At 36.1% G+C, this 23,668-nt stretch carries 25 protein-coding genes and 2 other annotated features; all 25 genes read right to left on the bottom strand.

The features are described 5' to 3' along the window. Positions 1 to 110 precede the first annotated feature (110 nt). The 25 genes from BN349_RS21440 to ltrA all read right to left on the bottom strand — a co-directional run bounded on the left by BN349_RS21440 (position 111) and on the right by ltrA (position 23,161). On the bottom strand, positions 111 to 716 hold the full coding sequence (locus BN349_RS21440) for a class I SAM-dependent methyltransferase (RefSeq protein WP_019244368.1): 606 nt from the start codon (positions 714 to 716) through the stop codon (positions 111 to 113). Between the two features lie 129 nt (positions 717 to 845). Beyond that, positions 846 to 1,211, bottom strand: a complete 366-nt coding sequence (gene rplL / locus BN349_RS21435; RefSeq protein WP_019244367.1) for a 50S ribosomal protein L7/L12 — start codon at positions 1,209 to 1,211, stop codon at positions 846 to 848. Between the two features lie 71 nt (positions 1,212 to 1,282). Further along, positions 1,283 to 1,783 (bottom strand): 50S ribosomal protein L10, encoded by a 501-nt coding sequence (gene rplJ, locus BN349_RS21430; RefSeq protein WP_019244366.1) that lies wholly within the window; start codon positions 1,781 to 1,783, stop codon positions 1,283 to 1,285. Positions 1,784 to 1,825: 42 nt separating this feature from the next. Further along, positions 1,826 to 1,981 (bottom strand) — a sequence feature (ribosomal protein L10 leader region). A gap of 57 nt (positions 1,982 to 2,038) precedes the next feature. After that, positions 2,039 to 2,740 carry a 50S ribosomal protein L1 gene (rplA, locus tag BN349_RS21425; protein ID WP_019244365.1) on the bottom strand — a complete coding sequence of 234 codons (702 nt, stop codon included), beginning with the start codon at positions 2,738 to 2,740 and terminating at the stop codon, positions 2,039 to 2,041. A gap of 115 nt (positions 2,741 to 2,855) precedes the next feature. Beyond that, positions 2,856 to 3,281, bottom strand: coding sequence for a 50S ribosomal protein L11 (rplK, locus tag BN349_RS21420; RefSeq protein WP_026089433.1), 426 nt, complete (start codon positions 3,279 to 3,281; stop codon positions 2,856 to 2,858). A 176-nt stretch (positions 3,282 to 3,457) separates the two neighbouring features. Next, positions 3,458 to 3,991: a transcription termination/antitermination protein NusG gene (gene nusG, locus BN349_RS21415; protein ID WP_019244363.1), complete on the bottom strand. Its 534-nt coding sequence runs from the start codon at positions 3,989 to 3,991 to the stop codon at positions 3,458 to 3,460. 200 nt (positions 3,992 to 4,191) lie between these two features. Beyond that, entirely contained in the window at positions 4,192 to 4,377 is a 186-nt protein-coding gene (secE, locus tag BN349_RS21410; RefSeq protein ID WP_019244362.1) for a preprotein translocase subunit SecE, read from the bottom strand. A gap of 38 nt (positions 4,378 to 4,415) precedes the next feature. Then, entirely contained in the window at positions 4,416 to 4,565 is a 150-nt protein-coding gene (gene rpmG / locus BN349_RS25575) for a 50S ribosomal protein L33 (RefSeq protein WP_081591305.1), read from the bottom strand. 124 nt (positions 4,566 to 4,689) lie between these two features. Then, positions 4,690 to 5,340, bottom strand: a complete 651-nt coding sequence (gene sigH / locus BN349_RS21405; protein WP_019244361.1) for an RNA polymerase sporulation sigma factor SigH — start codon at positions 5,338 to 5,340, stop codon at positions 4,690 to 4,692. Positions 5,341 to 5,408: 68 nt separating this feature from the next. Beyond that, positions 5,409 to 5,921, bottom strand: a complete 513-nt coding sequence (locus BN349_RS21400) for an NYN domain-containing protein (protein WP_019244360.1) — start codon at positions 5,919 to 5,921, stop codon at positions 5,409 to 5,411. A 3-nt stretch (positions 5,922 to 5,924) separates the two neighbouring features. Then, entirely contained in the window at positions 5,925 to 6,668 is a 744-nt protein-coding gene (gene rlmB, locus BN349_RS21395) for a 23S rRNA (guanosine(2251)-2'-O)-methyltransferase RlmB (RefSeq protein WP_019244359.1), read from the bottom strand. 9 nt (positions 6,669 to 6,677) lie between these two features. After that, positions 6,678 to 7,097 carry a Mini-ribonuclease 3 gene (locus BN349_RS21390; protein WP_019244358.1) on the bottom strand — a complete coding sequence of 140 codons (420 nt, stop codon included), beginning with the start codon at positions 7,095 to 7,097 and terminating at the stop codon, positions 6,678 to 6,680. Continuing rightward, on the bottom strand, positions 7,097 to 8,500 hold the full coding sequence (gene cysS / locus BN349_RS21385) for a cysteine--tRNA ligase (RefSeq protein WP_019244357.1): 1,404 nt from the start codon (positions 8,498 to 8,500) through the stop codon (positions 7,097 to 7,099). Before cysS ends, BN349_RS21390 begins: the two co-directional genes overlap by 1 nt. Then, positions 8,481 to 9,149 carry a serine O-acetyltransferase gene (gene cysE / locus BN349_RS21380; RefSeq protein ID WP_019244356.1) on the bottom strand — a complete coding sequence of 223 codons (669 nt, stop codon included), beginning with the start codon at positions 9,147 to 9,149 and terminating at the stop codon, positions 8,481 to 8,483. The genes cysS and cysE overlap by 20 nt, the downstream gene beginning before the upstream one ends. A 307-nt stretch (positions 9,150 to 9,456) precedes the next feature. Further along, positions 9,457 to 9,708 (bottom strand) — a binding site (T-box leader). Between the two features lie 47 nt (positions 9,709 to 9,755). Next, positions 9,756 to 11,213, bottom strand: a complete 1,458-nt coding sequence (gltX, locus tag BN349_RS21375) for a glutamate--tRNA ligase (RefSeq protein ID WP_019244355.1) — start codon at positions 11,211 to 11,213, stop codon at positions 9,756 to 9,758. A gap of 237 nt (positions 11,214 to 11,450) precedes the next feature. Then, positions 11,451 to 11,936: a 2-C-methyl-D-erythritol 2,4-cyclodiphosphate synthase gene (gene ispF, locus BN349_RS21370; protein WP_019244354.1), complete on the bottom strand. Its 486-nt coding sequence runs from the start codon at positions 11,934 to 11,936 to the stop codon at positions 11,451 to 11,453. Positions 11,937 to 11,967: 31 nt separating this feature from the next. After that, positions 11,968 to 12,660, bottom strand: coding sequence for a 2-C-methyl-D-erythritol 4-phosphate cytidylyltransferase (gene ispD / locus BN349_RS21365; protein ID WP_019244353.1), 693 nt, complete (start codon positions 12,658 to 12,660; stop codon positions 11,968 to 11,970). Between the two features lie 24 nt (positions 12,661 to 12,684). Next, positions 12,685 to 13,773 (bottom strand): PIN/TRAM domain-containing protein, encoded by a 1,089-nt coding sequence (locus tag BN349_RS21360; protein WP_019244352.1) that lies wholly within the window; start codon positions 13,771 to 13,773, stop codon positions 12,685 to 12,687. A 203-nt stretch (positions 13,774 to 13,976) separates the two neighbouring features. Then, positions 13,977 to 15,047 carry a DNA integrity scanning diadenylate cyclase DisA gene (gene disA, locus BN349_RS21355; protein WP_019244351.1) on the bottom strand — a complete coding sequence of 357 codons (1,071 nt, stop codon included), beginning with the start codon at positions 15,045 to 15,047 and terminating at the stop codon, positions 13,977 to 13,979. A 2-nt stretch (positions 15,048 to 15,049) separates the two neighbouring features. Beyond that, the gene (gene radA, locus BN349_RS21350) at positions 15,050 to 16,438 is read right to left on the bottom strand and encodes a DNA repair protein RadA (RefSeq protein WP_019244350.1); all 1,389 of its coding nucleotides are present in this window, start codon (positions 16,436 to 16,438) and stop codon (positions 15,050 to 15,052) included. 195 nt (positions 16,439 to 16,633) lie between these two features. Continuing rightward, complete coding sequence (clpC, locus tag BN349_RS21345) at positions 16,634 to 19,075, bottom strand: ATP-dependent protease ATP-binding subunit ClpC (protein ID WP_019244349.1); 2,442 nt, start codon at positions 19,073 to 19,075, stop codon at positions 16,634 to 16,636. Between the two features lie 13 nt (positions 19,076 to 19,088). Next, positions 19,089 to 20,156 carry a protein arginine kinase gene (locus tag BN349_RS21340; protein ID WP_019244348.1) on the bottom strand — a complete coding sequence of 356 codons (1,068 nt, stop codon included), beginning with the start codon at positions 20,154 to 20,156 and terminating at the stop codon, positions 19,089 to 19,091. Continuing rightward, entirely contained in the window at positions 20,153 to 20,707 is a 555-nt protein-coding gene (locus BN349_RS21335) for a UvrB/UvrC motif-containing protein (RefSeq protein WP_019244347.1), read from the bottom strand. Before BN349_RS21335 ends, BN349_RS21340 begins: the two co-directional genes overlap by 4 nt. A 20-nt stretch (positions 20,708 to 20,727) precedes the next feature. Then, the gene (locus BN349_RS21330) at positions 20,728 to 21,189 is read right to left on the bottom strand and encodes a CtsR family transcriptional regulator (protein ID WP_019244346.1); all 462 of its coding nucleotides are present in this window, start codon (positions 21,187 to 21,189) and stop codon (positions 20,728 to 20,730) included. Between the two features lie 697 nt (positions 21,190 to 21,886). Continuing rightward, entirely contained in the window at positions 21,887 to 23,161 is a 1,275-nt protein-coding gene (ltrA, locus tag BN349_RS21320; protein WP_019244344.1) for a group II intron reverse transcriptase/maturase, read from the bottom strand. Positions 23,162 to 23,668 lie beyond the last annotated feature (507 nt).

Below are 23,668 nucleotides of genomic sequence, written 5' to 3'. Positions count from 1 at the left end.
TTTTATATATTTTTCCCACTAATTCTTAATTTATACGATTATTTAACATTTAAAATGAGCGGAAATAATATATATGCATTTTATAATACTATCATAGCCCTATTTTAGAGTCAAACTTTTTTAGAAACAAGTATATAATAACCCTTCTTTTTTACAAATACTTCAACATTGCCAAATAATTCTTCCATTTTAGCCATCGCTGATGGAGCACCTTGTTTCTTCTGGATTACAACCCATAGCTCTCCATTCGCAGATAAATGATTAAAACTATTTGTAAATATATCATGAACCACTTGCTTACCTGCCCTAATCGGCGGGTTAGTTAAAATAGCGGCGAAGGATTTATTTTTCACTTCCGAGAAAACATCACTCTCATAAATCGTTACATTGGTTACACCATTTAGTTCAGCGTTATCTATCGCTAATTGAACCGCACGAGCATTCACGTCAATCATTTCAACATGTACTTCTGGGTAATCATTCGCAACACTTAAACCAATTGGCCCATACCCGCAGCCTACATCCAAGATTCCTCCTTCTCCTCCATCAGGATAAGAGAAACTATCAATTAATAAACGCGAACCAAAATCCACTTCTTTTTTCGAGAAAACTCCGTTATCCGTTTTAAAACGAAATGTTTTTCCTCTCAACGTGAACTCCCAATACTTAGGATTACTTTCCACACCTGGATTTTTTGTATAATAATGATTTGTCAAAGGACATCCTCCTTTAGAAAGGATATTTTAGAAGTCTAGCTTTATTGAAGATAGTACAACGGAGAACCTAGTTTCTTATCTAGCCAAAAAAAGCTCGCTGTATTCAGCGAGCTCTTTTTTTAAGCAACATTACTTAACTTCAACGTTTGCTCCAACTTCTTCAAGTTTAGCTTTGATTTCTTCAGCTTCATCTTTAGAAACGCCTTCTTTAAGCGCTTTTGGAGTGTTGTCAACAAGTTCTTTTGCTTCTTTAAGTCCAAGACCTGTAACTTCACGTACCACTTTGATAACTTTGATTTTTTGATCTCCAGCACCAGCTAGTACTACGTCAAATTCAGTTTTTTCAGCAGCTGCATCTCCACCAGCAGCTCCGCCAACCATTGCTACAGGAGCAGCAGCAGTTACGCCAAATTCTTCTTCGATTGCTTTTACAAGGTCATTTAGTTCTAAAACAGTCATAGATTTAACTGCTTCAATGATTTGTTCTTTAGTCATTATATATTTCCTCCTTAATACTTTTCGATTAATATTTTAAGATTAGTTTTTACGAATATACGAGGCAACAATTATGCGCCTTGTTCTTCTTTTTGATCTGCAACTGCTTTAGTAGCAAGAGCAAGGTTGCGGATTGGAGCTTGAAGTACGCTAAGTAACATAGAAAGAAGACCTTCACGAGATGGAAGTTCAGCAAGAGCTTTAACTTCTTCTACTGTTGCAACGTTACCTTCAATTACACCAGCTTTAATTTCTAATGCTTCGTGTTTTTTTGCGAAATCGTTAAGGATTTTCGCAGGTGCAACTACATCTTCGTTAGAAAAAGCAATTGCGTTCGGACCAGTAAGAACTGAGTTTAACTCAGCAACTTCAGCTGATTCCGCAGCAAGACGAGTAAGCGTATTTTTGTACACTTTAAATTCGATACCCGCTTCACGTAGTTGCTTACGTAATTCTGTTACCTCAGCAACGTTCAATCCACGGTAATCAACAACGATTGTTGATTTGCTAGCTTTCATTTTGTCGGCAATTTCTTGCACGATTTGTTTTTTAGCCTCAATAGCGCTGCTCATCAATTACACCTCCTATTAGATTTGCTTAAAACACATTTATACCGTTCAAAAAGAAAACCCTCAGATCAACAATAATAGACTTGAGGGCAGTAAATTCCAGAAAATAGTCAATGACTAAATATATCGAAATTACCTCGGCAGGATATTAAGTTCCTAAAGTAGAACCCCTGCTGTCTACGGTACAAATGGTATTCATTTTTACAACAAGAAAAATTATATAACACTCATATGTCGAATGTCAATTATTTTTTTGTATTAGTTTTTTAAAGCGAAAGTAGAAGGATCTACTTTAATTCCAGGTCCCATTGTAGAAGTTACAGTTAAGTTCTTAATGTAAGTTCCTTTAGCAGCTGCTGGTTTAACTTTGATCATTTGATCATAGATAGCAGTGAAGTTTTCAGCTAATTTGTTATCTTCAAAAGAAACTTTTCCGATTGGTACATGGATGTTACCAGATTTATCTACACGGTATTCTACTTTACCAGCTTTGATTTCATTGATTGCTTTTGTTACGTCAAAAGTAACTGTACCTGTTTTAGGGTTTGGCATTAAACCTTTAGGTCCTAATACACGACCAAGTTTACCAACTTCACCCATCATATCAGGAGTAGCAACGATTACATCAAACTCAAACCAACCTTGTTGGATTTTGTTGATGTAGTCAGCATCGCCTACGAAGTCAGCTCCAGCAGCTTCTGCTTCTTTAGCTTTTTCACCTTTAGCGAATACTAATACACGTTGAGTTTTACCAGTTCCATTTGGAAGAACTAGAGCTCCACGGATTTGTTGGTCAGCTTTCTTAGGATCTACTCCAAGACGGAAAGCAACCTCTACTGTTGCATCAAACTTAGTGAAGTTTGTTTTTTTAACAAGCTCGATAGCTTCTGTTACTGAGTATGCTTTTGAAGCTTCTACAAGTTTAGCAGCTTCTACATATTTTTTACTTTTTTTAGCCATTTTTAAATCCTCCTAATAATGTGGTTTTAACGGTATAAGCCTCCCACGAAAAAGGTTGCGAAATTATATTATGAACTTCGCAACCCCGTAGAAACGTCTAACTTATTTGCAAGGATTAGTCTTCGATGACAATACCCATGCTACGTGCAGTACCTTCAACCATACGCATTGCAGACTCAACGTTTGCAGCGTTTAGATCAGGCATTTTAGTTTCAGCAATCTCACGCACTTTGTCGCGTTTAACTGTTGCCACTTTCTTACGATTTGGTTCACCAGAACCTGACTCGATACCAGCCGCTTTTTTAAGTAATACAGCAGCAGGTGGAGTTTTCGTAATGAATGTAAATGAACGGTCTTCGAAAACCGTAATTTCTACAGGAATGATAAGACCAGCTTGTTCTGCAGTACGAGCGTTAAACTCTTTACAGAAACCCATGATGTTAACACCCGCTTGACCAAGTGCTGGACCAACTGGTGGAGCTGGATTAGCTTTAGCTGCAGGAATCTGAAGTTTTACAATTTTAATTACTTTTTTAGCCACGAGACACACCTCCTTAAAGTCCGTGATGTGGTAATAGGGGCTCGTTCCCCTCCCACTCATAAGATTCTTTATATATCGAATAAAGAACTAAACAATTGTTCAGGCCTCTAATCATTGAGACATACTGACCTATGAAATTTTATCATCTATCAGGATGTATTTCAAGTTTTTTCGAATTATAATTTTTCAACTTGGGTAAAATCAAGCTCTACCTTCGTATCTCTACCAAACATATTTACAAGAACTTTTACTTTTGCTTTATCTGTATCAAGCTCTTCAATGATACCTGTATAAGTAGCAAAAGGTCCTTCTTTAATTTGTACTGACTCACCTAATTCAAAGTCAACTTCTACTCGTTTTTCTTCCATTCCCATTTGTTTCAGTAGAGCTACTACTTCTTCTGGTAAAAGAGGAGTTGGTTTTGAACCACCACCTGCAGATCCTACGAATCCAGTTACACCTGGCGTATTACGAACAACATACCAAGAGTCATCCGTCATAATAATTTCTACAAGCACATAACCAGGGAATACTTTTTTCTTTACGACTTTTTTCTTGCCGTTTTTAATTTCTGTTTCTTCCTCTTCAGGAACAACAACTCGGAAGATTTTATCTTGCATTCCCATTGATTCTACACGTTTTTCCAAGTTCGCTTTTACTTTATTCTCATATCCAGAATAAGTGTGAACAACATACCAATTCTTTTCCATTTTATCAGGACGTTATGTCCTTCCCTCCCTGCTTTTCATTCATCTTATAGGGTAACTTTTAAAATTTTGCTAAAATCAACTACATAATTTTCCCAAATTAAAAAAGCCACAAAAACGGGCTTTTTATATACTTATTATTCTATCACTATTATGCCTTTTTTACGAATATCTTATTCAATTAACAAAAAAGGGTTTATCTATTAATTTTTTGTTACTAATCGGATAACTTCAGAAATACCTAGATCAATAACTGTAAAGAATAAAGCCATAAAGATAACAGTTGTTAGAACAATGATTGTGTAGCTAGTAAGCTCTTTTCTTTTCGGCCAGCTTACTTTTTTCATTTCTCGAACTACGCCGCGAAAAAAATCGGTCATGCGTTGCATGTGTCTAACCTCCACCTTTTAAGTGTATATGTTATATATTATTTTGTTTCTTTATGAAGAGTATGAGCATTGCATATTTTACAAAATTTCTTGATTTCAAGGCGTTCTGATTTAGAAATTTTGCTGCTCTCAGTTGAATAATTTCTCGAACCACAATCTGCACATGCGAGAGTCACTTTACTTCTCATGAATTTTACACCTGCTTGTACGATTAAAATATTTCCTTAAAACCTTATCATGCATGCTGTATAATGTCAACGGACAAAAGGGTAATGAGTATTTGGAAGGAGTATGTTTTCAGAAAGGATTTTGTTAAAGGGAAATTTCACGGATTTCTAAATAACGCTCTAGTTTTCGCTTTACTCTTTGAAGCGCATTATCGATAGATTTCACATGTCTATTCAATTCCTCTGAAATTTCTTGATAGGACTGCCCATCTAAATAAAGAGCAAGTACTTTTCGTTCCAACTCACTTAATAATTCGCCCATCTGTAGTTCTATATCATCAAACTCTTCTTGGTTGATAATTAATTCTTCTGGGTTCATGGTTTTTGCACCCGTAATCACATCTAAAAGTGTTCGATCTGATTCTTCATCATAAATCGGTTTATCCAACGAAACATATGAATTCAATGGTATATGCTTTTGACGTGTTGCAGTTTTAATAGCTGTAATAATTTGTCTTGTAATGCATAATTCAGCAAAAGCTTTAAAAGAGGTAAGCTTGTCCTCTTTAAAATCTCGAATTGCTTTATATAAACCTATCATACCTTCTTGAACAATATCTTCTTTATCTGCCCCTATTAGAAAATACGTTCGAGCTTTCGCTCTGACAAAATTACGATACTTATGAATCAAAAAATCTAAAGCTTCACTTTCTCCCTTATGAACTAACTCTACTAGTATGTCGTCGTCTAAATGTAGAAATTTTTCGTTCACTTTGTGTCCATATTGTGCAACCATTATACCCCTCCCGACTGAAACATAAGTTAGAATTATTATACAGTAGGGAATTTTTAGACGTCAATATGTCAAAATTCTCCTCTCCTCCATTTTTCGAACTTTTCTGCCACTTCATCGCTAAGTTGAATTTTAGAGGATGGTTTTTTTTGCGTTTGTATCTGAACCTTTTTTTCTACTTCTTTTTCAATAAACTGACAGTCAATCAATAAATCACGGGCTGATTTTCGAAGCGCACCTTGTCCGAAAATCGCCCATTGCTCTGTGAAATCAGATGTTGCTACATGTACTTGTGTTTTTATATTATTCAACTCAATAGCTAGCTTTTCAATTCTTTCATCCGCTGTTTCATTTTCTTTAGTAAAAATAACATCGATTTTATAATTCTTATATTTTCTCTCTAGCCCTTGAACAAAATATGCATCGAAAACCACAATGACATGAAACCCCGTGTATGCCTTATATTCAGCCATAATCTCAATAAGACGATCACGGGCAGCCGATAAATCTCGATTCTTTAACACCCTAAGCTCCGGCCAAGCCCCAATAATATTATAGCCGTCTACTATAAGGATATTTTTCATAGCTTATCGCCCTACTGGATTTCGTTTTCGATATACTTCATACATCAGCAGTCCGGCAGCCACAGAGGCATTTAAAGAAGTAACTTTCCCAACCATTGGCATGTGAATAAGAAAATCACACTTTTCTTTTAATATGCGGCTCATTCCTTTACCTTCACTACCAATAATAATCCCGATTGACATCGTACCATCTAGATTTCGATAATCATCGCTTCCCTTAGCATCTGTACCGACAATCCAAAGACCTCTTTCCTTTAACTCCTCAATTGTTCGAGCTAAATTGGTCACACGAGCTACAGGAATATATTCAATTGCACCTGTTGATGCTTTTGCAACCGTAGCTGTCAACCCTACTGAACGTCTTTTAGGAATAATAATTCCATGCGCTCCTGTCGCGTCAGCCGTTCGCATGATAGAGCCTAGGTTATGTGGGTCTTCTAATTCATCTAATATCAAAAAGAAAGGTGCTTCATTTCTTTTTTTCGCAACTGCAAATAAATCATCCAATTCTGCATATTGATAGGCAGCAACCGCAGCTACTACTCCTTGATGAACGCCCACTCCCATTGCATCTATTTTCTTCTTCGGTACAATTTGTGTTAACACTTTTTTCTCTTTAGCTAATTCAATAATTTGGCCCATAGATCCCTTTTGTGAACCTTCTGCAATCCAAATTTTATTAATATCTCTCTTTGATTTTAATGCTTCTAATACAGGATTTCTTCCAATAATAAATTCTTCGCTCATAAAGTGTTCTCACCTCAATTCTTTCATTTCTTCTATATAAGTAATACTTTTAGCGATAAGTTCTTCCATTCGTTCTTTACGATTGCTTAAAAATAGGTATCCAATTACCGCTTCAAATGCTGTTGCGTAACGATACGTCTGAACGTCTGTGTTTTTAGGTACCGTTCCAGATTTAGCATTTCTTCCTCGACGAACGACCCCTTCTTCTTCTTCTGATAACAAATGTTCATCTAATAGAAAATGAATAGCCACACTTTGTGCCTTCGCCGAAACAAAACGTGTAGATTCTCTATGTAGACTATTTGGTTTCACTCCACCCTTTAGAAGAAGATGATGCCGTATATATGACTCATATACAGCATCTCCCATGTAAGCTAGCGCCAAACTATTAAGTTCCAAAGGATTAAGTTTGTTATTACCCGTTGTCATTATGACCCTCTTTTCCAGCGTGTTCCTTGAGGAGTATCTTCTAAAATAATATTTTTCGCCTTTAATTCATCTCGAATTTCGTCTGATCTTTGGAAATTACGATCTTTTCTTGCTTGAATTCTTTCTTGAATTAAACGTTCAATTTCTTCATCTAGTAATTCCTCATCATCCGCAAGAGATAACCCTAATACAGAGAATAATGTTTCAAATTGTCGAATGAAGGCTTCTATTACTTCCGTATCAGTATGTTTCTCCATCAAATAATAATTTGCTTGTTTTGATAGCTCGAATAATACAGAAATAGCATTTGCTGTATTAAAATCATCATCCATCTCCGTAATAAACTGTTCGTTAAGATCCTGTACTTTCTTTAACCATTCATCTTTGTTTTCTGTTAAATTAGTAGCTGTTTCTAGACGGTGTTGTAAATTATGATAAGACGTTTTTAAACGTTCAAGCGCCGTTTTCGCATTCTCTAGAAGTTCATCACTATAGTTAATCGGATGACGATAATGAACAGATAACATAAAAAAGCGTAGGACCTGTGGATCATGGCGTTTAATAATATCATGAACTAACACGAAATTTCCAAGAGACTTAGACATTTTTTCATTATCGATATTAATGTAACCGTTATGCATCCAATACTTCGCAAATGGTTTACCTGTTAAAGCTTCAGATTGTGCAATTTCATTCTCATGGTGAGGGAATGATAAATCTTGACCACCTGCATGTATATCTATGCTATCACCTAAATATTTTTTAGCCATCGCAGAGCATTCGATATGCCAACCTGGACGACCTTTACCCCAAGGACTTTCCCAGAAAATTTCTCCTTCTTTCGCCGCTTTCCAAAGAACGAAATCTAACGGATCTTTTTTCTTCTCTCCAACTTCTATACGAGCTCCTGAACGTAACTCATCAATCGACTGATGGGATAACTTACCGTAACTATCAAATTTACGAGTATGATAATATACGTCACCTTCAGACTCATAAGCATATCCCTTATCAATAAGTGTAGCGATAAATTCAATAATAATATCCATGCTCTCTGTAACACGTGGATGTACATCAGCCTTACTGCATCCTAATGAAAGAACGTCTTCAAAATAAGCATCGATAAATCGTTGAGCTACTGTTGGTACATCTGTGCCTAGTTCATTTGCAACTCGAATTAATTTATCATCAACATCTGTAAAATTTGAAACGTACTGAACATCATAACCACGATACTGCAAATATTTTCTCACTGTATCAAATACAATTGGTGGGCGAGCATTACCGATATGAATAAAGTTATAAACTGTAGGTCCGCACACATACATCTTAACTTTACCCTCTTCTAACGGTTGAAACTCCTCCTTTTCTCGAGTTAATGTATTATAAATTTTGATAGTCATTAATCTTACTCCTTTCTTTGCGAAGGGCTGCTAATTCTTTCTTCAATTCAACTAACTCTTTTTCAAGTCTTCTAAAGTCATCTCCAGCTGGATCTGGTAAATCCCCATGATTTAAATCTTGCTTCAAACGAACACCATCCTGAATAACGACTTTACCTGGTATTCCTACTACCGTGGAATTGGCTGGTACTTCTTTTAAAACCACTGAACCCGCTCCAATTTTAGAATTCTCTCCAACAGTGATAGAACCTAATACTTTTGCGCCAGTAGCAATCAAAACATTATCTTCAATCGTTGGATGACGTTTCCCTTTTTCTTTACCTGTTCCCCCTAGTGTTACCCCTTGAAACACCGTTACATTATCCCCAATTTCACAAGTTTCACCAATAACTACACCCATACCATGATCAATGAAAAATCTTCGACCGATTTTAGCACCTGGATGAATTTCGATCCCAGTGAAAAAGCGACTAATTTGCGAAATAGAGCGAGCTATGAAGTAAAGTTTTTTCTTATAAAAAGCATGAGCAATTCGATGAGACCAAATCGCATGTAATCCTGAATAAGTTAAGATTACCTCTACATAACTTCTAGCTGCTGGATCCTGATCAAATACAACTGAGATATCCTCTTTAAGTAATTTAAACACTTACGCCTTTTCCCCCTTAATCATACAATATCAGAATAGTAAAAACCTCTATGGACGTAGACTATCGATACGCTGATCAAATACTAATCCAAATAAAGCGAAATTTTGAAAAATGACCCTTTCTTTTTCACTAATAACTCATTGAACTGTTCAAATACCTAACCGTTTTTCTAAACTCATTCCATTCTAATGAACTTTGAAATGAACAGGTTAGCACCTAATAGATACGAATTAATTCAGGCAAACCATAGAACACTTCATACGATTACACTATTTTAATAAAATAAAAAAGCGTCTCTGTCGTAATGACAGAGACGCTTATAATAGCGCGGTTCCACTCTGTTTGGAAACTCGCTGAACCCCAAACAAGGCAGACAACGATTTCTATTTCCCAACTCTTCATGATAACGGTGTGATACCGCTCATACCTACTTTGATTTCATTTCAGTATAAGACTCCAGAGTGCATTTCAAAAAACATTGTCCATAAATCACTTTCAGCCAAGGTGATTCTCTCTGTAAAGTTCTGCTTTTTTACTTCTCTCCATCTACGCAACATATAGTAATCATTATTTAATTAATAATATATTATATTTTCACCTATTTGTTAATCTAAAATACTTTGGATACGTGCTTTTATTTTTTCTTTACCAATTAGTGCAATTGCTTGCGGAAGATCCGGACCATGTGTTTGACCTGTAGTCGCTACACGAATTGGCATAAATAATTTTTTCCCTTTTTGACCAGTCTTTTTCTGTACAGCCTTCATAGCCGCTTTAATGTCACTCGCCACGAATTCATCCAAAGTGTCTATTTCTTCAAGGAAAGCTTGTAATACTTCTGGTACTTGCTCTTCAGCCAAAACTTCTTTCCCCTCATCTTCTACTTCCATTTCTTCTTTAAAGATCACTTCTGATAACTCAACAATTTCTGCACCAAAACTCATTTTCTCTTGATATAGAGCGACTAAATCTTTAACCCACTGAGTCTTTTCAGCTGATAATGGTTCAGATACTTTTCCTGCCTTAATAAGATGAGGTAAAGCTAGTTCAGTAACGCGATCCACATCTAAGTTTTTCAAGTATTGGTTGTTCATCCACGTTAATTTTTGCTTATCAAATAAAGCCGGAGATTTAGAAAGTCTTTTTTCATCAAAAATTTCAATAAACTGTTCTTTCGTAAAGATTTCTTCTTCTCCACCAGGTGCCCAGCCTAATAACGTAATAAAATTGAATAAAGCCTCTGGTAAGTATCCTAGCTCTTCATACTGCTCAATAAACTGAATGATTGATTCATCACGCTTACTTAATTTTTTGCGACTTTCATTTACAATCAAAGTCATATGTCCAAACACTGGAGCTTCCCAACCTAATGCTTCATAAACCGCTAATTGTTTCGGCGTATTCGAAATATGATCGTCCCCACGCAACACATGTGAAATCTTCATCAGATAATCATCAATAGATACTGCAAAGTTATACGTTGGAGTACCATCCTTTTTAACGATTACATAATCGCCAATTCCGTCACTTTCAAATGATACTTCACCTTTTACCATATCATTAAATGTATATGTTTTCCCAGATGGAATAGCGATACGAATGGCCGCTTGTCTGCCTTCTGCTTCTAATTGATTACGTTCACTTTCAGATAAGTGACGACATTTACCTGAGTAATGTGGTGTTTCATTACGAGCAGACTGTGCTTCACGCTCTGCCTCTAATTCTTCTTCCGTACAATAACATTTATAAGCTAATCCTTTTTCAAGTAGCTCTGTATAATATTTCTCATAAATATCATTTCGCTCTGATTGACGGTATGGTCCGTATTCTCCAGGAACATCTACACTTTCATCCCAATCGATCCCTAACCACTTTAAATATTTTAATTGGCTTTCTTCGCCATCTGCAATATTACGTTTTTTATCTGTATCCTCAATTCGAATAATAAATTTTCCACCGTTATGACGGGCAAATAAGTAATTAAATAATGCTGTACGAGCATTCCCAATATGCAAATGACCTGTTGGGCTTGGAGCATAGCGGACTCTTATATCTTGGCTCATTCTAAAATGCCTCCCAAATTCATATTAAATATATATTTCTCTACAAGTATTTTTCCATTTTACCATTGTAACACTCATGAAAAAAGAGTGGTTTTGAAATGCTTACTTTTTTTAAAAAAACTGACACCAATCCTTTTGGATTTGGTAATTACCTTAAAGAATATGTACCGGCTAGTCGTTTGCTTTTTATTTATTTGCTCGACTTTAAGCTCTTAACACATTTGACCACTACAAGATTCAATTGTTCCCTGATTTTTTAAGCAGCACCGCTACTTGAGCAGCAATCCCTTCGCCTCTACCTGTAAATCCTAACTTCTCTGTGGTTGTTGCTTTCACGTTAACCGCGTCTTCCGATGCTTCCAAAAGCTCAGCAATTCTTGCACGCATTTGTCCAATATACGGTAACATCTTTGGTTTTTGGGCAATTATTGTACAATCTACATTTCCTAATTCGTAGCCTTTATCTTTCACTAATTGCCATACATGTTCTAATAACTTAGCTGAATCAGCATCTTTGAACTCTGGATCAGTATCTGGAAAGTGCTTGCCAATATCCCCTTCACCAATTGCTCCTAAACAAGCATCAGCAACTGTATGTAACAATACATCGGCATCTGAATGACCTAGTAAACCTTTTTCATACGGAATTGTGATTCCGCCAATAATAAGCGGTCTACCTTCCACTAGCTGATGTACATCAAACCCTTGTCCAATTCGAAACATAAATATATACTCTCCTTTATTTGAAAAAACATCACCTATTATTCTTCTGCTTCATAATTGCTTCTGCAATGTATAGGTCTTCAGGTGTTGTAATTTTTATATTATTATAGCTATCCTCTACCATATAAACCATTTCCCCTATCTCTTCTACGAGACTAGCGTCATCCGTTCCAAGAAAGCCTTTATTTACCGCTTTCTCATGGGCATCCTTCAAAATAGAAAGACGAAAAGCTTGTGGCGTATGAACAGCCCACAAGCTTGATCGTTCAACAGTGTCTAAAACCTGACTATCTTTCACTCGCTTAATTGTATCCTTAACCGGTACCCCCGGTATCGCACTACCATGAAGTTTAGAACTTTTTACAAGATCGTGAATGAGTTCCTGTGTCACAAATGGACGTGCTCCATCATGGACCAGAACAATAGCATCTCTTTCTTGCGAAGTTGATTTCAAACCATTATAAACACTGTTTTGGCGCTCTTTCCCACCTGCAACTAACTGAATTGGTTTAACAAAATGATATTGTTCAATTAGTTGTTCGAATATCGCTTTCTCTTCAAGATTGATAGGAAGAATAATCTTTTGGCAATGATTATCTTGATCAAATACTTTTATTGTTTGAACAATAAGAGGAACACCTGCTAACTCTAGAAAAACTTTATTTTTTCCTGCTTTCATCCTCTTCCCTTGTCCAGCAGCAAGTATAATGACTTCATAATTCATAGTCAAATATTCTCCTAACTCTTTCTATAATGCTTTTTCTAATAGTTTCGGTTTAGCAAATATCATGCGACCAGCTGAAGTTTGTAAAACACTTGTCACGATAACATCAATTTGCTTTCCAATATAATCTCTGCCTTCTTCAACTACAATCATCGTTCCGTCATCTAAATAGGCCACACCCTGATTGTGCTCTTTACCATCTTTAATAACGAGGACTTTCATTTCCTCACCTGGAATGACAACAGGTTTTATTGCATTCGCTAAATCGTTTATATTTAGAACCGGTACATTTTGAAATTCACATACTTTATTTAAATTAAAGTCGTTTGTGACTAATACGCCTTCCATCACTTTAGCAAGCTTCACAAGCTTACTATCAACTTCCTGAATATCTTCAAAATCGCCTTCATAAAATTCTACTTTTACAGCAAGCTCTTTTTGGATGCGATTAAGAATATCTAGACCTCTACGGCCTCGATTACGTTTAAGAGCATCAGAAGAATCAGCGATATGCTGAAGCTCTGCTAATACGAACTGTGGAATAACCAATATCCCTTCAACAAAACCAGTTTGACAAATATCAGCAATCCTACCATCAATGATAACACTTGTATCTAATATTTTATAAGGAGACGTACTCTCTTTTACTTTTTCTTCTTCAACTTCAGCGATTTTCTTTTTACCACTTCTAAATAAGCCTAATAATTCATCCCGCTTCTTAAATCCAACTTGAAAGCCTAGGTAACCAAATAACAAAGTTATAACTATTGGAGCAATCGTATTCACAATAGGAACATTAATAGATGAAATAGCAAAACCAATTAAAAAGGCTACGAATAACCCAACTATTAAACCTAAACTACCAAATATAAGATCAGTTATTGGTGCTTTCACCAATCGTTCTTCTATCCATTTAATGAAATGTACAATATGATCGATAGACCAAAAAGTAAAAATATAAAATATAAGTGCACCTAAAATAGCTGTGACATAAGGATTGTTAATATAACTAATATCATTAGCATCTAATAAAATTAATAATTTTGGTATTAAAAACATACCTAACGTTCCACCAATTATTAAAAAACATGCTTGTATAATACGTTTTAACATCCTTTCACCTCCCTTTATTCATCATTATAAACACAATTATTATTTTGAAACCTTAATTCTCGGTACTTTTAATATTTGTCATCAAAATGTAAAGACTTTTTATGCATATTTATTAAAATACTGTAGTGCGTGAAAGAAAATACAATATCTCTTTAATTTAAGGCTAGCACTCCCAAAAATGAGTGTCAATTTAGAACCTAAACTTAAATTGTTCTTTCCGTTACCAAATAAGATCTTAATAAGCGAAGACCTTCTCTTATCTTTTTCGCTCTAACTTCTCCAATTCCTTCCACATCATCTAATTCTTCCACACTCGCATTCATAATGACTTTAAAGTTATCAAATGTTTGAACTAAATTATCTATTATGAGAGCAGGAAGTCGAGGTATTTTATGTAGCATTCTATAACCTCTTGGTATGATTAATTCATCTAACGGAACATAACCGTTATAGCCAAGTGCTTTTAAAATCGCACTATCTTCTAAGAATTGTTGATGTGACAGCTCATGAAGTTTCTGTAATATTTCTTTTGTATCACATTCACTAGAACACATATAATCCTGAATTAAAAGCTTACCTTCATCTTCAAGTGAGGATGTAATTTCATTCATTTGCAATCGAATGAGTCTTCCTTCATCTCCTAATTCAGTTAAATACGCCAATAACTCATTTTTTATTCGAATAAACATAATGTATCTGTGAAGGACTCGTAATAAGTCATTATAAGTAACGATATCTTCAAACTCCATTAAACCTAGACCACTGATACTTTGATTCAATACTGTCTTATACTTTTCTAATGTTTGTACAGCCTGGTTTGCCTTAGTTAAAATCATACCAATATCTTTTAACGCATAGCGGAAATTGCCCTGATAGACCGTTATAATATTTCTTCGTTGAGAAATGGCAATGACTAATGCTTTTGTTTCTTTGGCTACTCTTTCAGCTGTACGATGGCGCATACCTGTTTCATTAGAAGAAAACATTGTATCTGGCACAAGTTGAGCATTAGCTAATAGAATTTTATCGATTGATTCATTTAAAACAATAGCACCATCCATTTTAGCTAACTCATACAAAGCACTAGGGGTAAATGGGCAGGCAATCTTGAAACCACCTTCTACGATAGCCTTTACTTTTTCATTGTATCCTACAACAATTAAGCCACCCGTATTTGCTCTTAACACATTATCAATACCATCGCGTAATGGGGTACCGGGAGACACTAGTTGTAGTATTTCTGATTTGGTTTTGTCTGCCTTTTTCTCACTCATATTTATCCTCCTAATGCCTGTCTCAATGCTTCTGAAACCGTCGATACCCCTACTATTTCTATTCCTCTTGGCGGATTCCAGCCCCCGATATTATTTTCTGGTATAATTACTCGTTCAAATCCTAATTTTGCTGCTTCTTGAACCCTTTGTTCAATTCTTGAAACTCTTCTCACTTCACCTGTTAAACCTACTTCGCCTATAATACAATCTGTCTGCTTAGTCGGCTGATCGCGGAAGCTCGAAGCAATACTCACGGCAATAGCTAAATCAATTGCTGGCTCATCAAGCTTAACACCACCCGCTACCTTCAAGTATGCATCTTGATTTTGCAGAAGCAAACCTACTCTTTTTTCCAATACCGCCATCAATAATGATACGCGGTTATAATCAATTCCCGTCGCCATTCTTCGTGGATTACCAAAACTAGTAGGTGAAATTAGTGCTTGGATTTCGACTAAAACTGGTCTTGTTCCTTCCATGGAAGCACACACTGTAGAACCAGAAGCGCCTTGTGAGCGTTCTTCTAGAAAAATTTCAGATGGATTTTCCACTTCTTCTAAGCCATGCTCTTTCATTTCAAAAATACCCATTTCATTTGTCGAACCAAAACGATTTTTTACAGCCCTTACGATTCGATACGTGTGATGTCTTTCTCCTTCAAAATAGAGAACTGTATCCACCATATGCTCTAATAATCTTGGTCCAGCAATATTTCCTTCCTTTGTAACATGGCCGACGATAAATATAGCAATTCCTCTTGTCTTGGCAATTCTCATGAGAGAAGCTGTACATTCTCTTACTTGTGATACACTACCAGGCGCTGATGTTACTTCTGGCTGAAAGACTGTCTGTATAGAATCAATAATGACTAAATTAGGTTGAACTTCTTCTATTGTTTGTTCAATATAATCCATATCTGTTTCTGAAAAAACAAACAAATGGTCCGAAACAGTGCCTAGACGATCTGCTCTTAGCTTCGTTTGTTTAACCGACTCTTCTCCAGATACATACAAGACTTTTTGTCCTTTTTGTGCCAGTTGGGCAGAAACCTGTAGAAGTAGAGTCGATTTACCAATCCCTGGATCGCCTCCAATTAACACTAACGATCCTTGAACGATTCCTCCTCCAAGCGCACGATTTAATTCCCTTAAATCTGTTTGTATACGAGATTCAATGGAAGTTTCAATACTTGTAATAGGAGCTGCCTTCACACGTACTCCTGCGCTTCCTGGAGCATCGCTATGGGTGAAAGCACCTTTTCTAAGTGGTTTCACAAATTCAACTTCTTCAATCATCTTGTTCCACTCTGAACAACCAGGGCACTTCCCCATCCATTTTGGTGATTCATAACCACATGATTGACATATAAATTTTGTTTTCTTTTTTGCCAACGATCTTCCCCCTTCATTTTATTTAGTATTATCCCTCAAATATGCTTATTTTAAATGAATAATCACGTGTATATAAAACAATTTCAGTTCAAGTAAGTATATTTTCTATAACTTATCATTATTATAAAAAAGTTTTCTTAAAAATTGATTAAAAAATGCACAGAGCGTACAAAGCCCTGTGCATTTCTAAGATGACTATTTACCGATGGAAACTTTTTCTACAGGCTTTACTAAAAACTCTCCGTTCTCTACATCAACTAGGATTCGTTGGCCTTTTTTAATAGTACCTTTTAATAATTCTTCAGATAATTGATCCTCTACGTGTTTTTGAATAGCTCTGCGAAGTGGTCGAGCACCATATTCTGGATCGTAGCCTTCTTTAGCAATCTTTTCAATAGCTGGTTCAGATAATTCTACATGTATGTCTTGTTCGTCTAATCGTTTCACAAGCTGATTTATCATTAAATGAACAATTTCTTCGATATGCTTTTTCTCTAGTGCATGGAATACAATCATTTCATCAATTCGGTTAAGGAACTCTGGACGAAATGCCTTTTTCAATTCTTCCAACACTTTTGATTTCATGTCTTTATAATCTGAACCTTCATCTTGAATATTGAAGCCCACATATTTGTTACGTTTAAGTGCTGAAGCACCTACATTAGATGTCATAATAACGATGGTATTTCTAAAATCAACAGTACGACCTTTAGAATCCGTTAATCTACCATCATCAAGAACCTGTAGTAAAATATTAAACACATCTGGATGTGCTTTTTCGATTTCATCAAGTAGGATAACGGAATAAGGTTTTCTTCGAACCTTTTCTGTTAATTGACCACCTTCATCAAATCCTACATACCCTGGAGGTGAACCGACTAAGCGTGAAGTCGAATGTTTTTCCATAAATTCGGACATATCTACTCGAATCATGGCATCTTCATCGCCAAAAATAGCTTCTGCTAAAGCTCTAGCAAGTTCTGTTTTCCCTACCCCTGTAGGTCCTAAGAAAATAAATGAACCAACTGGTCGTTTTGGATCCTTTAAGCCAGCTCTTGCACGACGAACTGCTTTTGAAACAGCTTTTACTGCCTCTTCTTGACCAATTACTCGCTTATGAAGAAGCTCTTCCATTTTCAGAAGTTTTTCAGTTTCTGTTTGAGCTAATTTAGTAACAGGAACTCCAGTCCAATTCGATACTACTGTAGCAATATCATCAACTGTTACTTCACTATTCTCTTTTCCTTGCTGCTCTTTCCATGTCTTTTTCGTTTCTTCTAGTTTTTCTCTTAATCGTTGTTCTGAATCACGTAAAGATGCGGCTTTCTCAAATTCTTGACTTTGAACAGCTGCGTCTTTTTCTTTACGAACTTCCTCTAATTTAACTTCCAATTCTTTTAAATTTGGAGGAGTTGTATAAGATCTTAATCGAACCTTTGATCCAGCTTCATCAATTAAATCAATCGCTTTATCTGGTAAGAAACGATCAGAAATATATCTATCTGAAAGTTTAACCGCTGCCTCAATTGCATCATCTGTAATAGATACTCTGTGGTGTGCCTCATATCGATCTCTTAGCCCTTTTAGGATTTGAATAGACTCATCGATTGATGGTTCATCCACTTGAATCGGTTGAAAACGTCTTTCAAGAGCTGCGTCTTTTTCAATATATTTACGATATTCATCAAGCGTTGTAGCTCCAATACATTGTAACTCTCCACGAGCTAATGAAGGTTTTAGTATATTGGAAGCATCAATTGCACCTTCAGCACCCCCTGCACCAATTAACGTGTGCAATTCATCGATAAATAAAATGATATTCCCTGCTGCTCTAATTTCATCCATTACCTTTTTCAATCTATCTTCAAACTCACCACGGTATTTCGTTCCTGCTACAACAGTACCCATATCAAGCGTCATAACACGCTTATCTCTTAATATTTCAGGAACTTCATTATTTACAATTTGCTGTGCTAATCCTTCAGCAATTGCTGTTTTACCTACACCGGGTTCACCGATTAATACAGGGTTATTTTTTGTACGACGACTAAGCACTTCAATAACACGCTGAATTTCTTTGCTTCTACCAATCACAGGATCTAAGCTACCTTCACGAGCAATCACAGTTAGATCTCTCGCTAAACTATCTAATGTAGGCGTACTTGCCGCTGACGATGTATTACCTTGATGTCCTGCTGATTCATTACTGCCGAGTAGCTGTAATACTTGCTGACGAGCCTTATTTAAGCTAACTCCAACATTGTTTAACACTCTAGCAGCAACGCCTTCTCCTTCACGAATCAAACCTAATAAAATATGTTCTGTACCTACATAGGAATGACCAAGTTTTCTAGCTTCATCCATTGAAAGTTCAATAACTTTTTTAGCTCTAGGTGTATAGTGAATAGTTTGCGCACTATCTTGACCTCGACCAATTAAGTTTTCAACTTCTTTTTGAATTTTTTCAGCTCCTAAACCTAATGCATAAAGTGCTTTTGCAGCTATCCCATCGCCTTCACGAACTAGACCAAGTAAAATATGCTCCGTTCCAATATTATTATGACCTAATCGAATAGCCTCTTCTTGTGCAAGTGCTAAAACCTTTTGGGCTCTCTCCGTAAACCTTCCAAACATCATAAGTAATGCCTCCTCACTCTTTATGTTTTTCCATATTTATACGCTCTCTAATAAAAGCAGCTCTTCTTTGATCTCTTTCAGATGACTTTAACAGTCCCTGTGCATATTGCTGTAAAAATCCTGGTTGAGTTAAAATCATCAGCTCATTAAGAATGGATTTAGAGATATTTTTTATATACCCCAAATCGATTCCTAATCTAACATCAGATAGACATTTTGCTGCTTCTTTTGATTCTAAAATTCTTGCGTAAGAAAGAGTTCCAAGCGAACGAAATATTCTATCTTCTAATTGTATGTTAGAGGTTTTGACTAATGCTTCACGAGCCATTCTTTCTTGAGCGATGATTTGCAGAACCACACTAGTTAAATCTTCAACAATTTCTTTTTCTGATTTACCTAGCGTTATTTGATTCGAGATTTGAAAAATGTTTCCTAACGCTTCGCTACCTTCACCGTATATTCCTCTAACAACGAGCCCTAATTGATTAATGGCTGGTATGATACGATTCATTCTTTGAGAAAGGACTAATCCGGGTAAGTGCATCATTACAGATGCTCGCAAACCAGTTCCTACATTTGTTGGGCAACTAGTTAGATACCCCTTTTTTTCATCAAAGGCATAATCTACACGCTCTTCTATCTCATTATCAATATCATCCGCAAGCTGTAGTGCTTCGGTTAACTGTAATCCCGATAAAAGACATTGTATTCGGATATGATCTTCTTCATTAATCATAATACTAACTTTTTCATCATCAGAAAGAAAACATGCTCCTAATGGAGACTCTTGGGCTAGATGAGGACTAATTAAATGTTTCTCTACTAACATTCTTTTTTCTAATGGTTGAATCGCAGACATCTTAATTAGTTCTAGTTTTTTTTCTTCTTTTAAAGTCGTAAATTTTTCTTCAATTAACTCAATTAGCTCATTGGCCTCTTCATTTTGAAGAAGTGTCGAGAAAGTAAAATCCTGCAGATTCCTTGCTAAACGCACTCGACTACTTAAAACAATATCAGATTCAGGTCCTTCTTCATTCATCCAAGGACTTAGAGCCTGTTGTATAAAATGTTCTAAACTCAATCAAGGTCACTCCTTTTCTCAGAGTTACCTGATCTTTTTTCAAGTGCTCGAATTTCATCTCTAATCTCAGCAGCCTTCTCAAATTCTTCATGAATAATACTAATTGTAAGTTCTTGCTTTAAATCTTCTATTTTTTTTCGAAGTGAAATATTGCCACCAATTCTTTTGGGGATCTTTCCCGTATGAGTAGAATTTCCACTATGAAGTCGCTTTAATATAGGCTCGAGCTGATTTTGAAAAGACTTATAACAATTAGAACAGCCAAATCTTCCAAGACGAGCGAATTGTGGGTAACTCATATGACAATGTTCACAATGAATATCATCAGGATGCGAAAATGCATTTTGTTGCTTTGGAGTAAAGTTTTGATCTATATTTAATAAGCCGGCTAATAAGCTATTAATGGAAAAGCTAGGACCACCATTTAGCATTAACAATTCACTTTTTTCCTGCGAACACTTTTCACACAAATGAACTTCTGTTTTTTCCCCATTAACAATCTTTGTAAAATGAAGAGTAGCCGGGTTCTGTTTGCACTCTTGGCAAATCATCACAACACCTCTTCTAAAATCTATTGGTATTTAAGACTAGTAAGCATTGCCTTCATCATTCGAGCTCTAAGCTCATCTCGATAAGGTAATTCAATCATTAAAACCGAGCTGCTAATAACGCTTAGCATAATTTTCGCTTCACGTTCACTAATGATTTTCTCTTCTACAAGTCTAAAAATCATATTTTCTGCCATTTGTTGAGGAAGTTTTGTGTCAATGAGGTTGAGTAGCTGATCAACAATCTGAGCATAATCATACAATTGTACTTTGGCAATACGGATAAAACCACCACCACCACGTTTACTTTCGACTACATATCCCTTTTCAGTTGTAAAACGAGTATTAATGACATAATTGATTTGAGAAGGCACACATTGAAATTTATCCGCTATTTCGCTTCTTTTTATTATTACAATGTCCTTCTCACTATTACTAAGCACATTCTTTAAGTAAGTTTCAATTATGTCAGATATATTTTTCATCTTACCCCCTCCAATCTGCGTTAACATCTTGATTGCTCAGCATAAATAACATTCCTCTTGACTTTGACTATATTTGACTATAATTATATTGGAAAGAACACCTTTTTGCAACTCAGGTGTCTTTACTATATACTCTATATTCGCCAAACTCTCCCCTTATTTATACCTCATTTTCTCATAATCTTAACGTAAAAAATGCTCTTTTTAATTATTCTTTTCTTCATGGAAGAGATTTATTATCTCGTTTTCTATTTCATATTTTATTATATTCACTTTTTATTTTTGTTCTCCTGCTTTTTTGTAACATAATTATACACACCTTCTTATAGACAACAAAAAAAGACCAACATCTCAGTTGGTCTTTTGCTTTGCCTGGCAACGTCCTACTCTCATAGGGGGAGACCCCCAACTACCATCGGCGCTAACTTCCGTGTTCGAATGCCGACGAACGATAAGCAGCGAATCTCTTCGTCCATTTCACTCGTTCCGTCCTCATGTACATTGTACATTCCGGGCGTCACTCCTTCATGTCCTCGACCTTCTTGCTTCTCCTTCGTCGGTTTACTATTTGGCTGACCTTTTTGTTGTTTAATCATTCGGATTTTTCTTTTACAATCGAGTAGAGGGAAAATAAAATGATTTATTTTCGCCCCTCTCCCAACACCGTACGTACGGTTCGCGTATACGGCGTTTCAATTTATATTACAGTGTGTACTTTCAGATAGTGTTCTAAAGCAGAGGGTATTCCCCTCTGCTTTAGTCTTTGATTCGAAAGTGCTCTTTGAACAACTTTCGATAATCCTATATATCGGTAGCCTTTTCGACAGAAGGCCAATCCTTTCGCTTCTTCCTTCGGAATCCCTAGTTGAATGAGCGATTTAATTTGTTTCCTAAGTACCTTCCATTGCTTCCAAATGATTACCCTAATTCTTGAGCGTAACTTCGTATCTATTCGTTCTGTTACTTTCTTCATGTTTGCTATTCTGAAGTAATTGACCCATCCGAATATAACTTGTTTTAATTTCACTATTCGATTGTCTAACGAAATACTCCAATTTCGCTTAGTCAGTCGGCGAAGCTTTCTTTGAAATTTCTGTATGGAAGTGAGATGTGGCTTCACTTGATATTTCTTATTTTTAAAATCATAGTAATATCCAAACCCTAAGAATTTCAAATCTTCTGGGCGAGATACCTTACTCTTTTCTACATTGACTTTCAATCCTAATTTCTTTTCTATAAATCTCACGATTGATGTCATCACTCTATTCGCTGCTTTCTCGCTCTTAACAAAGATAAGAGCGTCATCAGCGTATCTCACGAATGGAAGTTCTCTACCTTCTAGTTCCTTATCCAGTTCGTTCAACATAATATTGCTCAATAGTGGACTGAGGTTCCCTCCTTGCGGAGTTCCAATTGGTGTTTCTTCATAATTTCCGTTCACCATAACTCCACTGACTAAGTACTTTCTTATTAAAGAAATCACATCTCCATCCTTAATTGTGTTAGATATGATTCGCATGAGTTTATCGTGATGAACTGTATCGAAGAATCTTTCAAGGTCAATATCCACTACCCAATCATATCCATCATTCAGAAATTCCAAGCTCTTTATGATAGCCATCTCACAACTTCTTTTTGGTCTAAAACCGTAACTGAATTCACTGAACTGCTCTTCAAATATCGGACTGAGAACTTGATGGATGGCTTGTTGAACGACTCGATCCACTACTGTTGGTATTCCCAATTTGCGCATCTTACCATTTTCTTTTGGAATCTCCACTCTTAAGGCAGCTTGTGGTTGGTATTTTCTTGTTCTGATGCGCTTACGCAGCTCATCCTTATTCTCTTTCAGATATTGCTTTAGTTCATCGACTGTTACTCCATCGACTCCACTTGCACCTTTATTTTTATAAACGCGTAAGTAAGCTTCATTCATATTTTGATTGCTTAGAATCTTTTCTAAAAGTTCCACACTCGTTTCTCCTTTCCTCTCACGTAGTAAGTGATAGCTCCTTTTTGGTTATCCTCTGAGATACGCTCATACTTTCCCCATTAACACATTCGGAGTACGTCACTTACGCATTCGTGGCGTTGAAACACTATAAATTGTTCAGCCCTTCATGAAAAAAATTTTTTTTTTTTTTCACTATTATGGCTTCTGCTGACTTCTTGCGATTAACCTTTTTCGACTGTACGACTGTACATTCGCAAGACCTCCCAGGGTAAGCCAACTATCTTTCCTCTTTTACTCGCCTGATTTACTCTATAAAGTTACGCACATCTTTTGGACTTTGACTTGTTTAGGAGCCTCATCCCTTTACAGAGCCTTGGTATCAGATTTCTGTTCGTCGAGCCAAGATTTTATTCCACGCTTCCTTTAGCCCTTACCTCACGATAAGTACCTTGCGCTTCCTTAGTGGTTGGTCGATGTGTACCCCCACAGTGGACTTTCACCACCTAGATAGTTGCCATGCCTGGC

The sequence above is a fragment of the Bacillus sp. AP8 genome (genome assembly GCF_000321185.1).
GTDB lineage: Bacteria > Bacillota > Bacilli > Bacillales > DSM-1321 > Bacillus_AD > Bacillus_AD massilioanorexius.
This window is presented reverse-complemented; position numbering and strand designations above follow the sequence as displayed.